The sequence below is a fragment of the Pseudomonadota bacterium genome (assembly GCA_013285445.1).
In the GTDB taxonomy this organism is placed as follows: Bacteria; Pseudomonadota; Gammaproteobacteria; order Xanthomonadales; family Wenzhouxiangellaceae; genus Wenzhouxiangella.
Genome location: CP053448.1, coordinates 487,987 through 501,410 on the forward strand (window position 1 = coordinate 487,987; position 13,424 = coordinate 501,410).

Consider the following 13,424-nt stretch of genomic DNA (forward strand, 5'->3'; position numbering starts at 1 on the left):
GCCATGCAGCTGCGCGCCTACGCGCCGGTCCAGCGCATCGTCGGGGTGCTGCTGGTGTTTCTGAGCCTGAGCTTCGTGCCGCCGGCGCTGTTTGCCTTCTTTGCGGATGAAGGCACAACAGCCGCCTTCCTGGTCAGCCTGGTTACGATCGCGCTCTTGGGCATTGGACTCTACATGCCGGTGCGACGCTCACGCCGCGAACTCCGGATCAGGGACGGGTTCTTGGTGGTGGTGGCCTGTTGGGGAGCGGTGTGTCTGGCTGGCGCCCTGCCTTTTGTGCTGGCAATCGACGCCGACCTGGCCGATGCCGTGTTCGAGTCGACCTCGGGAATCACCACGACCGGCGCCACCGTCTTCGTCGGTTTGGACGATATGCCTGTCTCTATCCTGTGGTATCGGCAACAGCTTCAGTGGCTGGGGGGCCTGGGCATTATCGTATTGGCGGTTGCTATCCTGCCGATGCTGCGCATCGGCGGCATGCAGGTGTACAAGGCAGAGGTGACCGGGCCGGTCAAGGAGCGGCGGTTGACGCCGCGCATCGCTGAGACCGCCAAGGCCCTTTGGCTGATCTATATCGGCTTGACAGTGATCTGCGCCGCAGCTTACTGGGCCGCTGGCATGAGCTTGTTCGATGCTGTGGTGCACTCGTTCACGACGGTTTCAACGGCCGGCTTCTCTCCGCATGATGCTTCCATCGGGTTTTTCGAATCGCCGCTGATCGAGTGGTTGGTAGTGCTATTCATGTTCCTCGCCAGCATAAACTTCACCCTCCATTTTCTGGCACTTCGTCACGCTTCGGCGCAGGTGTACCTGCGCGACCCGGAGTTGAAGCTGTTTGTGGGCTTACTGTTGGTGGTCTGGGCTGCGGCAACGGTTCTGCTATGGCAGCAGAGTGTCTTTGAGAGTTTTTGGGAGTCCATGCGGCACGCCATTTTCCAGGCTGTGTCATACATGACCACGACCGGCTATGGTACCGATGCCGTCTATCTGTGGCCCGGCACCTTGCCTTTACTGTTGCTGCTTGTCAGCGCCCTGGGAGGTTGCGCCGGCGCGACCACTGGCGGCTTCAAGATCATTCGCGTCTACCTGCTCACCAAGCAGGGCATTCGTGAACTCAAGCGACTCATCCATCCGCGTTCGGTCGTGCCCCTCAAGCTCGGCGGCCGCACCCTCAACCAGGAAGTCGCCAACGCGGTCTGGGGGTTTGTCTCGCTCTACATCCTGTGCGTTGTGATTCTGACGCTGATTGTCTCCGGCATCGAGGCTGACCTGGTTACCGCCGTATCGGTGGTGTTCTCGGCGATGAACAACCTGGGTCCTGCCCTGGGGCAAGCCGGGGCTCACTGGGGTGGGCTGGCTGACAGCACCAAGTGGCTGATGAGCTTCGCCATGCTGCTGGGCCGACTCGAGATCTTCACCATCCTGGTGTTGCTCACGCCGAGCTACTGGAAGCACTGATCGCCAGCTGTCTGTCCGTCGCGGATGCGACCGCGACCTACGCCTGATCGCCAGCTGTCTGTCCGTCGCGGATGCGACCGCGACCTACGCCTGATCGCCAGCTGTCTGTCCGTCGCGGATGCGACCGCGACCTACGCCTGATCGCCAGCTGTCTGTCCGTCGCGGATGCGACCGCGACCTACGCCTGATCGCCAGCTGTCTGTCCGTCGCGGATGCGACCGCGACCTACGCCTGATCGCCAGCTGTCTGTCCGTCGCGGATGCGACCGCGACCTACGCCTGATCGCCAGCTGTCTGTCCGTCGCGGATGCGACCGCGACCTACGCCTGATCGCCAGCTGTCTGTCCGTCGCGAATGCGACCGCAACCTACGAACCCGGTACCCGCAATCGGGCCGGTCGGGGCCGCGTCCCCGACGGACGAGACATCGTCGACCATCACTGCCGCGGAACGGGTAGGTCGGGGCCGCGTCCCCGACGGATGGCTTGATCCGGGCAACGGGTTCGTCAGATCCGATATGCTGTGGCAATGGATCCGGCAGTCATCGAAAGACTCATCGACCAGGGGCGCGACTCCTACGAAGCGCGGCTGGCGGCCGGCCAGGCACGGCTGAAGGCGGGTGACCTGGCCGAGGCGGTCGCTCACCTCAAGAAGGCGACCGAGCACAGGCCCGAACAGACCATGGCCTGGCAGGAACTGGGCCGGGCGTTCAGCGATCTGGGCCGGCCCGAGGCAGCGGGCGCAGCCTGGAAACAGGGGATGGAGGTCGCCCGGAGCAACGGCGACAAGCAGGCCGAGAAGGTCATGGCCGTGTTCTTGCGGCGACTGGAACGCCAGTCCGGGGCGTGAGATTCAGGTTCTGCGCCGCCGTCGCTTGCGCGGCGGGTAGGGACTTTCGGCGCCGCCCGGGCGCAGGCTGAAACGCTTGTAGTTCCACAGGTACTGGGCCGGGGTCTCGCCGATGCGTTGCTCCAGCCAGCCGTGAAAGGCACGCATGGCCTCGCACGGATCGTTGCCGGAGACAATCTCCGGGGCGCTCGTAAACGACAGCTCCCAGCCACGCCCGCGCGGCAGGCGCCGGCAGCTGGCGAAGAACACGGCGCAGCCGGTATGCCTGGCCAGGCGATTGACCAGGGTCATGGTCAGTGCCGGCACCCCGAAAAACGGCACGAAGACCCCCTCGCCCTGTTTGGGCTGCTGGTCAGCGAGCAGGCCGATGAGGCCGCCACGCTTCAGCCGGGCCAGCATTCGCCGCATGGCCGGACTGCCGCTGGCAATCAGTTCCGCGCCGAAGCGCTGGCGAGAGGCGGTGATGGTGCGGTCGAGTGCCTCGCTGGCGGGTGCGCGATACAGCGCACTGACGGGGACGCGTGCGGAAATCCACAGCGGCAGGATTTCCCAGTTGCCATAGTGTGCCCCGACCAGCAGTATGCCTTTGCCGCGCTCGGCCGCCTGTTCAACCGCCTGCCAGCCCTGATGCCGTCGCACGAGACGGTTGATTCGTCTGAGCGAACCGTACCAGACCACCCCGGCCTCCAGCGCCAGTCGCGCCATTTCGACCAGATGCTGGCGATGCAGGCGTTCCCTCCAGGCCGCGGTTTGGTCGGGGAAACACAGCGAGAGGTTGGTGTGGATGACCGGATGTTCCCGCCAGGGCAGGAATCGCCAGAGTCTTCCCAGCGGCACCGCCAGTGCATGTGCAAGCGGCAGCGGCAAGAGGCCCAGTATCCGGAGCAGAACGCTGGCGAGCCAATACTTCATCGGGCGTGGTTTGTCCCCTCAGCCTTGGAGGTTCGACGCGACGGTCAGGCAGTGTAGGATACCGGTTTCGGTACCCCGGGGCCTTGTCGATGTTCGCGCCCGCTTGCGCTCTTGCCCGGGGTCTTGATCGACAGTCCGGCGGAACCAGCCGGCAGGAGGACAGCGTGATCGGATTGCTGCAGCGGGTTCGCGAGGCGTCGGTGAGCATTGACGACAAGATCGTCGGCGAGATCGGTCCGGGCCTGCTGGTGCTGGTCGGATATCGGCGCGGCGATCGCCCCGAACGCATCGACCGATTCGTCGAGCGATGCCTCAACTACCGGGTCTTTGCAGATTCTGCCGGGCGCATGAATGTCAGCCTGCGCGATGCCGGCGGCGGCCTGCTGCTGGTGCCTCAATTCACGCTGGCCGCCGACACCGGCTCCGGAAACCGCCCGAGTTTTACGCCGGCCGCCCCGCCCGAACAGGGGCGGGCGCTGTTTAACCAGACGCTGGCGACCGCGCGCGCCCGGTGGCCGGATACGGGCGCTGGCGTGTTCGGTGCCGACATGCAGATTGCTCTGGTCAACGACGGCCCGGTCACGTTCTGGCTGGAAGTGGACTGAACGACCCTGCATGTGATCGACAGGGTGACTAGCCCGCATTATTCATGAATCGCCGCGATGATTGCGCAGGGGATTGTTCGCACAGCGGATTTTCCGACCGAGCGGAATACCAGGCTGTATTTCCGAGGGAGGAACATCCGCTGTGCGGACAAGGCGCAAGCAAGGGCGCGAGTGAATTCATGGATAATGCGGGCTAGTGGTCAGGTGCTTTGAGCATGCGCGCAAGGGTATTGCGGCTGATGCCAAGCCGGCGGGCCGCTTCTGACTGGTTGCCCGCGCAGACTTCGAGTGCCGTTCGGGCCAGACAGGCTTCGAAGCGGTCTAGTAAGACCCGGTGCACATCGCCATGCCGGTGGTCCAGTCGCGTTCTCAGTTCCCGTGCGAGGATGTCCTGCCAGCCGGACGGCGGGCGCAACGAGTCGCCGCCTTCGGCGCGGTACTCGTCGGGAAGGTCGTCGACGCCGACCACCTCGCCCGGCGCCAGGGCGGCCAGCGATTGGCACAGATGTTTGAGCTCGCGTACGTTGCCCGGCCAGGGCAGCTGAGCCAGGTGCCGGATCAGGGCTTCGTCCGCGCTGCGCTCGGGCAGATTGAATTCGGCCGCTGCCTCGCGCAGAAAATGATGCACCAGGGCCTCGATGTCGTCGCTGCGCTCTCGCAGCGCTGGCACGTGCAGTTCGATCACCTTGAGGCGGTGGTAGAGGTCATCGCGGAAGCCGCCGGTTCGAACGCGTTCGGCCAGGTTGCGGTGGGTGGCCGTGATGACGCGCACGTCGGCGCGAATCAGGTCGCGTCCGCCAAGCCGGTAGTACTCGCCTTCGGCCAGCACGCGCAGCAGACGGGACTGCAGCGCCAGTGGCATATCGCCGATTTCGTCAAGGAACAGGGTGCCGCCGGCGGCCTGCTCGAAGCGTCCGGCGCGCCGCGATTCGGCACCGGTGAATGTCCCCTTTTCATGGCCGAACAGCTCGGATTCGAGCAGGTCTTCGGGAATGGCTGCAGTATTGATCGCCACAAACGGGCCGTCGGCGCGCGGCGAGTGGCGGTGCAGAGCGCGCGCGACCAGCTCCTTGCCAGTGCCGGTCTCCCCGCGGATCAGCACCGGCACGTCGCTGGCCGACAGGCGGCCGATGGTTCGAACCAGCTGCTGAAAGGCCGCCGAGGAACCGATCAGGCCGACGTTGTGTCGGTCGCGCGCCGGGCGTGCCGGGGCCGAGCGCAGTGCCTTGACCACCAGCCGTCCGACCTCGTCGAGATCGAATGGCTTGGCCAGAAACTCGAATGCTCCGCCACGAAAGGCGCGCACGGCCGAATCGAGGTCGGAGTAGGCGGTCATGATGATGACCGGCAGTTCGGGACGATGCGAGCGCATCTGCTGCATCAGGTCGAGCCCGCTTTCGCTTTGTAGCCGCACGTCGGCCATGACCAGATCGGGCCGGTCCTGCTCAAGGGCGACGTTGAGGCTGTGGCCGTCGGCAAACGTGCGCACGCCCAGGTTCTGGCTGCGCATGTATTCGGCCAGTACGTAGCGGATCGCCGGATCGTCGTCGATGATCCAGACCGATTCAGTCATCGCCGAATACCCCGGCCGGCACCAGCGGTAGACGCACCCGGAATCGGCTGCCCCGTTCGAGCGCTTCATGCTCGACCAGGCCGCCGTGGGCGCGCGCAATCTGCTGCACGATGGCCAGACCGAAACCGGAGCCATGATCACGCCCCGAGACCAGCGGCAAGAACAGCCTGTCGCGCAGAACATCGGGGACGCCGCCGCCGTTGTCATCGATGTCGATGCACACCGCGTGCCGGCTGGGCGGGTCGACCAGCGCTGACTGATGCTCGATGCGTGAGCGCAGGATGATGTGATCGGCGCCGGCCTGGGCGGCATTGCGCAACAGATTGACGAACAGCTGATGAAGCTGGCTGTCGTCGGCGGCCAGCGGCGGAATGCTGGGATCGAAATCGCGGTCGACGCGCAGGGCGCCACCCTGCTCGGCGGCGATCAGTTCGGCCGACTCGGTCAATACCTGATGCAGGTTGACCGGACCACTGCGGTTTTCGTTGTCCGTGGCAAATCGTTCGAGCAGTCGGGTGATACGATCGACCTCGCGCTGGATCAGTTCGGCATGTCGGCGGGCGGTCGCGTCGTCGACGCGCGCGGCGATGAGCTGCGCCGCGCCGCGCACGCCGGCAAGCGGATTGCGCAGCTCGTGGGCCAGATGGCGCGACAGCAGGGCGACGGCCTGCTGACGGTCCATGCGCTCGGCCCGCTGCCGCTGCACCACGCGCTCGGCGACCGGGTGCAGTTCGATCCAGGCCCCATCCCCGTTACGATGCAGAAAAGCGTCGACCACCTGGCTGCTGCACGCCAGGGTGATCTCGGGCGCGTGCAGTGCCTGTTCGCCGTCGCCGAGTCGTTCAACCCATCGGCCCAGCTGGGCATCCACGCCGGCCAGCGCATGACCTGCTGCGCTGTTGGCCGGCAGTCCCAGCAGGTCAGCGCCGGCACGATTTGCCCAGACGATTTCGCTGCTTGGGCCCAGGTGAATCAGCCCGGTTGCCAGATCATCCGGATCCAGCCGGTTAGACATGGTCGGGACGCGGGCTACGGCTCCACCTCGAAGCGAACCGTTTCGGTCGCGGCCAGGACACGACCGCTGGGCGTCTGCAGTTCGGCGCGCAGGCTGTGTGGCCCCGCCCTGGGCATGTCGATGGCCGTTTCCATGTTGCGGATCGGATCGAGCGGACGGCCGTCGAGAAACAGCACGATCTGCGCTGCCGGCGGAAAGTCGAGCGCACTGTCGAGCCTGATCGACAGGCCGCCAAGGCTGCCGTCGAGTGTGGCACCGTCGGCGGGTGCGGCGACTCGAAAATCCATGCTGTCGTCTGTTTCCGCCTGGCTGTTTGCGTCAAACGGCAACTCGTCATCCTCGCCCTGGAGGACGTTGAGTTCGGGCAGGTCCATGGGCTCGGCATCGTCGGACGGCTTGCGGTCGGTATAGGTCACGTTGCCGTGCTCGTCGACAACGCGATAGATTTCCTGAGCCACAGCGCCCTGGGCCAGCAACAGCAGGACCAGCAGCAATCGGTGGAACATGGCAGCACTCCCGATGGTCACCATCCGGTCGATATTGTACGAGATGTCGGTGTACCTGCACCCGGCGCCAGGACCGGCGGTCCGGATGACCCGACCACCGGCCGCAGCGTTCAGCTCGAATAGTACATGTCGAATTCGACCGGGTGGGTCGACATGCGGAAGCGGGTCACTTCCTTCATTTTCAGGGCAATATAGGCGTCGATCAGGTCATCGGAGAACACGTCGCCGGCCTTGAGGAAGTCGCGGTCGCGGTCGAGCGCTTCCAGCGCCTGGTCGAGCGCGTGGCAGACGCGCGGAATGTCACGCTCTTCTTCCGGCGGCAGGTCGTATAGGTCCTTGTCCATTGGCGGGCCCGGGTTGATCTTGTTGATGATGCCGTCCAGGCCGGCCATCATCATCGCCGCGAAAGTCAGATACGGATTGCCGGCGGCATCGCCGAAACGCACCTCGATACGGCGCGCCTTGTCGCTGGCCACCCAGGGCACGCGGCAGGAGGCCGAGCGGTTACGGGCCGAGTAGGCCAGCAGCACCGGCGCTTCGAAGCCGGGAACCAGACGCTTGTAGCTGTTGGTCGTCGAGTTGGCAAAGGCATTGATGGCGCGGGCATGTTTGAAAATGCCGCCAATGTAGTGCAGCGCGGTTTCACTCAAGCCACCGTAGCCATCACCGGCAAACAGATTGTGGCCGTCACGCGCCAGCGACTGGTGAACATGCATGCCTGATCCGTTGTCGCCGACCAGCGGCTTGGGCATGAAGGTGGCGGTGCGGCCGTGCCGGTGAGCGACGTTGTGGATCACGTACTTGGTCAACAGCAGCTCGTCGGCCTTGCGCACCAGGGTGTTGAAGCGCGTGCCGATTTCGCATTGTCCGGCCGTGCCGACTTCGTGGTGATGCACCTCGACCGGGATGCCGCAGGCCTCGAGAGTCTGGCACATCAGACTGCGCAGATCGGCCAGTCCGTCAACCGGGGGTACCGGAAAGTACCCGCCCTTGACGCGCGGTCGGTGGCCGTAGTTGCCGTCCTCGTATTCACGATGGGTGTTCCATGCCGCTTCTTCGGAGTCGACCGAGAACGAGCAGCCGGAAATGTCGTTCTTCCAGCGCACGTCATCGAACACGAAGAACTCGGGCTCGGGGCCAAAAAACGCCTGATCGGCAATGCCGCTTGACTGCAGAAAGGCTTCGGCTCGACGCGCCAGCGACCGCGGGCAGCGATTGTAGCCCTGCATGGTTTCCGGTTCGAGTACGTCGCATGTGATATTGAGCGTGGCGTATTCGGAAAACGGGTCCCGATAGGCCGTGGCCGTATCGGGCATCAGCACCATGTCGGATTCATTGATGCCCTTCCAGCCGATGATCGAGGAGCCGTCGAACATCTTGCCTTCTTCAAGCAGTTCCTCGTCGATGGCGTGTGCCGGCAGGGTAACGTGCTGTTCCTTGCCGAGCGTGTCGGAAAAGCGCAGGTCGACGAAGCAGATTTCGTCATCGCGGATCCGGGTGAGAATTTCGTTGGGCGTCATAGGAGTCAAACTGCCTTTGTGAGAAAACAGGGTAAGCCGGACCATGCAGGTAACGTGCCAGTCACGCACCTGCCTTTGGCTGGTCGGGCAACCGGCGCCAGCTGCTCAAATCTTAAGCGATCCGGCCTGGTGATGCTCAGGATCTGGGCATATTGGTCATCGCTCCGCGTGTGGCTGGATCCGGCGAATCGGCCCGGCGCATGGCCTGCCCGGGCTTGCGGCCCGCTCGAACCGGGCACGCCCCGGCAGAGGCGATCAGCGAACGGCCGGGTTGAGCGTGTAGGTGCCGGTCAGGCTGGCCTGGTCGAGTATGTGACCGGACATTGCCTGATGCAAATCCGTTGCGGTGAACGGTTCGGGCAGGTCCAGCCGGTCCGTGTCAAGGGCATAGACGGTAAACACATAATGATGCAGGCGCTCGTCGTTCCAGGGCGGGCAGGGGCCGTCATAGCCGTAGTAGCTGCCGGCCATGTCCGGATCCCCGGCCATGAACTCGGTATAGTTGTTCAGTCCCTGACGCGCGCCTTCCGGTCCCGGCGGATGCTTCTTGCCGCGCGGCGTGACGCCCTTGCTGCACTCGCCGGTTGCCAGTTCGGTGATCCCGGACGGAATATCGGCCATCACCCAGTGACAGAAATCGACCCGCGGCATGTCGGCCGGGAGGGACTTGCCTTCCTGGTTGACGTTGTCGGCCTGGCCCGGCACGTCCGGGTCGTTGCACAGCAGTGCAAAGGTGCGCGTTTCCGCGGGCGCCCCGGACCACTTCAGGTGCGGGCTGAGGTTGTCAGACAGCGCCATGTGGGCTGCGGGATCCGGCTTGCCGAAGGCAAAGCGAGGTGGAATGGGTGCACCATCGGTCAGATCGCTGGATTCGAGTTTCATCGTTTAAGCTCCCGTCGTCGAGTGGCTCGTGTTGATCACGCTTGAGTTAGCATAAGGCCAACAGGCCCATCATCCAATGACATCCCGATGCCAATTGCCAGAATCGCGTTTGCCGGATGGCTGCTCGCCGGTGCTTACGCCGCCCTTGCCCTGCCCGGTATTCCGGGCGATGTCGCTGTCGATCCGGAGATTCCCGCTCCCGCCACGGTGCTTGGTTTCGAGCCCGGGGAACGTCATCCCCGCCATGACCAGATCGTCCGTTACCTGACCGCTCTGGCCGAAGCCTCCGATCGGTTGCGGGTCGAGGAGATCGGCCGGACCCACGGCGGCCGTCCGCTGCTGATGCTGATCTTCGCCAGTCCGGCCCGTCAGGCCGAACTGAACGATTTGCGCGCCCGCAGAGTCGCGGCCTCGCGCAGCGGTGACGGCCCTCCAGTGGTGTGGCTGGGCTACTCGGTGCACGGCAACGAGGCGTCCGGGGCAAGCGCGGCGCTGGTCGTGGCCTGGTACCTGGCAGCCAGCCGCGACGAGCGGGTGTTGCGCTGGCTGGACGAACTCGTCATCGTGATGGAACCGGCGATCAACCCCGACGGAATCGATCGATTCGCCAGCTGGGTCAATCGCCATCGCGGGCGTCATCCCTCGAGCGATTCCGAGGACCGCGAGCATGATGAAGTCTGGCCCAACGGTCGGACCAACTACTACTGGTTCGATCTCAACCGCGACTGGCTGCCGCTGACCCACCCGGAATCACGGGCCAGGATGGCCCCCTATCATCGCTGGCGGCCGCACGTGGTCACCGATCACCACGAAATGGGGCGCAACAGCACGTTCTTCTTTCAGCCGGGCATCCCGGAGCGCACCAATCCGCTCACGCCGGAGCGCAACCAGACGCTGACCCGCGCGCTGGCCGAGTACCACGCCGAGTGGCTTGACCGGGCCGGTGAGCCGTTCTACGCCGGGGAAAGTTTTGACGACTTCTACATCGGCAAGGGGTCGACCTATCCGGACCTGACCGGCGGTGTGGGTATCTTGTTCGAGCAGGCCTCCAGCCGGGGCCACGTCCAGGACAGCGACTACGGGATTCGTAAGTTTGCCGAGGGCGTGGCCAATCAGGTGCGGGTCAGCCTGTCGACCCTGGAAGGCGCGCAGGCCCTGTCGGAGGAGTTGCTTGACTACCAGCGCGAGTTCTTCGAGAGCGCCCGCGAGCAGGCCCGCCGTGACCGCCGCGCCGGCTGGCTGCTCGGTGATGACGGTGATCCGAAACGCGCTGCCGCGCTGATCGATGTGCTGCTCAGACACGACATCCGGGTGCATCCGCTCGACCAGCACGTCGAGATCAATGGCCAGCGCTTCGGGCCCGGCTCGGGTTGGGTCATTCCGGCAGAGCAGGATCACTACCGACTGCTCCGGTCTGTCTTCGAGCCGGTCACCGAACTGCCGGTCGACACCTTCTACGATGTGTCAGCCTGGCCGCTGGCGGCAGCCTGGAACCTGCCGCTGACGACGGTCCGACGACTGCCCGATCACGGCGAGGCGCTGATCGAGGCGCCCCGGATCGAGGTGCCGGTGACGGCCGAAGCTGCTCCGGCCTGGCTGATTCCCTGGAATCAGTATCGCGCCGACGCCGTGCTGGCTGCCCTGCTGGATGACGGATACCGCGTGCAGGCGATATCCGAGCCACTCGATGCCGAAACGTCCGCAGGACGCCGGCAGCTGGTGCGCGGATCCCTGATCGTGCATCCGGGCATTCAGGATCAGGGTTTGCCGGCGCTGGGGCCACGCCTGGCCGAACTGTCGGCACGTCACGACGTGGCCATACTGGCAGCGGCCGGGGGGCGCCAGACCCACGGGATCGACCTCGGCTCGCCGTCGGCGCCGGTGGTCCCGCCCGTACGTCCGGCGCTGCTGGTCGGTGACGGCATCAGCGGCTACAGCGCCGGTTATGTGTGGCACTGGTTCGATGTCCGCCTCGAGCAGCCGGTTACGCTGCTTGACCTCGATCGGGTCGGCGGCGCTGATCTGAGCCGTTATACCCATCTGATTCTGCCGGAAGGTCGCTACGAATCACTCAGGGAGGGACAGCGCGCAGCGCTGGCCGATTTCGTGCGCGCCGGCGGTGTGATTGTTGCCCTGCGCAATGCAGCGGATGCGGTAGTCGGGCTCGAACTGGACTGGTCGCTGGCCGATTCAAGCGAAGCGGCCGATTCCGGCGAGAACGCGGAATCGGTCGAAGCGCCCGAGCGGCGGCCCTACGCCGATCATTCCGACGATCGTGCCCGTGAGCTGATCGGCGGCAGCGCGCTCAGCGTGCGCCTCGATATCACCCATCCCCTGGCCTGGGGCTATGAACGCGAGATGCTGGTGCTGTTCCGGCGCGGCCGGCACGTGCTTGAGGCGATCGACAATGCCTATACCCAGGTCGGCATCTATGCCGATGAGCCGCTCTACTCGGGCTATCTGTCGGACGACAATCGGGCGCGCCTGGCCGGTACGCCGGCCATCACGGCCAGTCGACACGGCGCCGGTGCGGTCATCCGGATCGCCGATGATCCGCTGTTTCGCGGCTATTGGCGCGGTGGCGAAAAGCTGCTGGCCAACGCCCTGTTCTTCGGTCGTCTGATTTCGCCCACCGCGATGCCCGGGACCGACTGAACCGTTTCCCGCGCTGGTTCAAACGATGCGCGAGAACCGCCCCTTCGACTGACTGGCAGGTGCGAGATAGGCGTCGAATACCCTGGCGATGGCGCGCAGGAACAGCAAACCGTCGGGTGTGACCGAAAAACCGCCCTCGTTCCATTCGATCAGCCCGTCGTCGGCCAGCGCACCGAGGCGCTCGATCTCGTTGGCGAAATAGCGGCGAAATGACAGCTCGTAGTCACGTTCCACCGCTTTGAAGTTCAACGAGCCGGCGCACATGATGCGCTCGATGATATCGGCGCGGATGCAGTCATCGGTATTGCGCGACAGCCCCCGGGCAACCGGCAGCCGTCCCTCGATGAGATCGATGACCCAGTCATCGAGCTTGCGGTGATTCTGGGCAAAGCTGTCGCCAATCTGGCTGATGGCGCTTGGCCCCAGGCTGACCAGGTCGAGCCCGCCATGCGTCGAGTAGCCCTGAAAATTTCGCGCCATGGTGCCGTTGCGCTTGGCCTCGACCAGTGAATCGCCGGGGCGGGCGAAATGATCCATGCCGATGAACTCGTATCCGGCATCGAGCAGACGCGTCAGTGTGTTACGGAAGATGGCCAGCTTGGTGGTCGGGTTTGGCAGCTTTTGCTCGTCGATCTGGCGCTGTGCCTTGAACAGGTGTGGCAGGTGGGCATAGTTGAACAGCGAAATGCGGTCGGGGCTCATCGAGATGATGGACTCGACCGTCTGGGCAAAGCCGCTGGTCGTTTGCAGCGGCAGCCCATAGATCAGGTCGACGCTGATCGAGCCAAAGCCGACGGCGCGCGCGGCGCCCAGGATCGAAGCAACGAGGGCAGTGTCGTGGACCCGATTGACGGCCTGCTGGACGGCCGGGTCCAGATCCTGAATGCCGATTGACAGACGATTGAAGCCGGCCTCCCTGAGCTGCCGGATGCCGTCCGGATCAACGGTTCGCGGATCGACTTCCAGGCCCAGCTCGGCCTCGGCAGCAAACCGGAAATGCGTGCGCAGCAGGGCCATGAGCTGATTGATCTGCCCGGGGGACAGGAAGGTCGGCGTACCGCCGCCCAGATGCAGCTGCCGCACCGGCCGGTCTGCGTCGAACAGCGGAGCGACCAGCGTCAGCTCCTGTTCGAGATGGCCCAGGAATTCCTGTCCGGCCGTTGCGGAACGGGTGATGACGCGATTGCAGGCGCAGTAGAAGCAGGGGCTGGCGCAAAACGGAACGTGCACATAGAGCGACAAATCGGCCGGCAGCGGCAATCGGTTGCTTTCGACAATGGCCGAACGGTAATCCTCTGGGCCAAAGCGGTCGTCGAACTGGACGGCGGTGGGATACGAGGTGTAGCGTGGACCCTCGCCCCCGTACTTTTCGATCCGCTCGAGATCGAAGGTGGGTTGCATCAGTCGGGACATGGGCAGGGCCTTGCAGGCATCGGACTTGACGATCCCGG

Annotated in this window: 11 protein-coding genes; 4 read left to right on the forward strand and 7 right to left on the reverse strand. The window is 64.7% G+C overall.

Annotated elements, in window-relative coordinates; all coding sequences use genetic code 11:
• Window positions 1-3: 3 nt before the first annotated feature.
• Both HND55_02325 and HND55_02330 read left to right on the forward strand, forming a co-directional pair.
• Entirely contained in the window at window positions 4-1,458 is a 1,455-nt protein-coding gene (locus HND55_02325; GenBank protein QKK01588.1) for a potassium transporter, read from the forward strand.
• Between the two features lie 526 nt (window positions 1,459-1,984).
• Window positions 1,985-2,305: a tetratricopeptide repeat protein gene (locus HND55_02330; protein QKK01589.1), complete on the forward strand. Its 321-nt coding sequence runs from the start codon at window positions 1,985-1,987 to the stop codon at window positions 2,303-2,305.
• A gap of 3 nt (window positions 2,306-2,308) precedes the next feature.
• Here the strand turns inward: HND55_02330 and HND55_02335 are convergent, their stop codons facing one another.
• Window positions 2,309-3,217 carry a lysophospholipid acyltransferase family protein gene (locus HND55_02335; protein QKK01590.1) on the reverse strand — a complete coding sequence of 303 codons (909 nt, stop codon included), beginning with the start codon at window positions 3,215-3,217 and terminating at the stop codon, window positions 2,309-2,311.
• A 164-nt stretch (window positions 3,218-3,381) separates the two neighbouring features.
• On the opposite strand from HND55_02335, the gene HND55_02340 reads away from it, so the two are divergent.
• Window positions 3,382-3,822, forward strand: coding sequence for a D-tyrosyl-tRNA(Tyr) deacylase (locus tag HND55_02340; protein QKK01591.1), 441 nt, complete (start codon window positions 3,382-3,384; stop codon window positions 3,820-3,822).
• A gap of 193 nt (window positions 3,823-4,015) precedes the next feature.
• On the opposite strand, the gene ntrC is transcribed toward HND55_02340, so the two are convergent.
• The 5 genes from ntrC to HND55_02365 form a co-directional block, all read right to left on the reverse strand.
• Window positions 4,016-5,395, reverse strand: a complete 1,380-nt coding sequence (ntrC, locus tag HND55_02345; GenBank protein QKK01592.1) for a nitrogen regulation protein NR(I) — start codon at window positions 5,393-5,395, stop codon at window positions 4,016-4,018.
• Window positions 5,388-6,410 (reverse strand): hypothetical protein, encoded by a 1,023-nt coding sequence (locus tag HND55_02350; protein QKK01593.1) that lies wholly within the window; start codon window positions 6,408-6,410, stop codon window positions 5,388-5,390. Before HND55_02350 ends, ntrC begins: the two co-directional genes overlap by 8 nt.
• A gap of 14 nt (window positions 6,411-6,424) precedes the next feature.
• Window positions 6,425-6,940: a DUF4124 domain-containing protein gene (locus HND55_02355; protein ID QKK01594.1), complete on the reverse strand. Its 516-nt coding sequence runs from the start codon at window positions 6,938-6,940 to the stop codon at window positions 6,425-6,427.
• An 86-nt stretch (window positions 6,941-7,026) separates the two neighbouring features.
• The gene (glnA, locus tag HND55_02360; GenBank protein ID QKK01595.1) at window positions 7,027-8,436 is read right to left on the reverse strand and encodes a type I glutamate--ammonia ligase; all 1,410 of its coding nucleotides are present in this window, start codon (window positions 8,434-8,436) and stop codon (window positions 7,027-7,029) included.
• A gap of 255 nt (window positions 8,437-8,691) precedes the next feature.
• Window positions 8,692-9,318 (reverse strand): YbhB/YbcL family Raf kinase inhibitor-like protein, encoded by a 627-nt coding sequence (locus HND55_02365; GenBank protein QKK01596.1) that lies wholly within the window; start codon window positions 9,316-9,318, stop codon window positions 8,692-8,694.
• 87 nt (window positions 9,319-9,405) lie between these two features.
• Here HND55_02365 and HND55_02370 point away from each other — a divergent pair, with 87 nt between their 5' ends.
• Window positions 9,406-11,973 (forward strand): hypothetical protein, encoded by a 2,568-nt coding sequence (locus tag HND55_02370; protein ID QKK01597.1) that lies wholly within the window; start codon window positions 9,406-9,408, stop codon window positions 11,971-11,973.
• Between the two features lie 18 nt (window positions 11,974-11,991).
• Here the strand turns inward: HND55_02370 and hemN are convergent, their stop codons facing one another.
• Window positions 11,992-13,386, reverse strand: a complete 1,395-nt coding sequence (gene hemN, locus HND55_02375; protein QKK01598.1) for an oxygen-independent coproporphyrinogen III oxidase — start codon at window positions 13,384-13,386, stop codon at window positions 11,992-11,994.
• Window positions 13,387-13,424: the final 38 nt, after the last annotated feature.

What these genes read in the sequence shown, in the direction of transcription:
- HND55_02325 (QKK01588.1), top strand. Translation starts at nt 4, where the DNA reads ATGCAGCTGCGCGCCTACGCGCCGGTCCAGCGCATCGTCGGGGTGCTG.
- HND55_02330 (QKK01589.1), top strand. Translation starts at nt 1,985, where the DNA reads ATGGATCCGGCAGTCATCGAAAGACTCATCGACCAGGGGCGCGACTCC.
- HND55_02335 (QKK01590.1), bottom strand. Translation starts at nt 3,217, where the DNA reads ATGAAGTATTGGCTCGCCAGCGTTCTGCTCCGGATACTGGGCCTCTTG.
- ntrC (QKK01592.1), bottom strand. Translation starts at nt 5,395, where the DNA reads ATGACTGAATCGGTCTGGATCATCGACGACGATCCGGCGATCCGCTAC.
- HND55_02350 (QKK01593.1), bottom strand. Translation starts at nt 6,410, where the DNA reads ATGTCTAACCGGCTGGATCCGGATGATCTGGCAACCGGGCTGATTCAC.
- HND55_02355 (QKK01594.1), bottom strand. Translation starts at nt 6,940, where the DNA reads ATGGTGACCATCGGGAGTGCTGCCATGTTCCACCGATTGCTGCTGGTC.
- glnA (QKK01595.1), bottom strand. Translation starts at nt 8,436, where the DNA reads ATGACGCCCAACGAAATTCTCACCCGGATCCGCGATGACGAAATCTGC.
- HND55_02365 (QKK01596.1), bottom strand. Translation starts at nt 9,318, where the DNA reads ATGAAACTCGAATCCAGCGATCTGACCGATGGTGCACCCATTCCACCT.
- HND55_02370 (QKK01597.1), top strand. Translation starts at nt 9,406, where the DNA reads ATGCCAATTGCCAGAATCGCGTTTGCCGGATGGCTGCTCGCCGGTGCT.
- hemN (QKK01598.1), bottom strand. Translation starts at nt 13,386, where the DNA reads ATGTCCCGACTGATGCAACCCACCTTCGATCTCGAGCGGATCGAAAAG.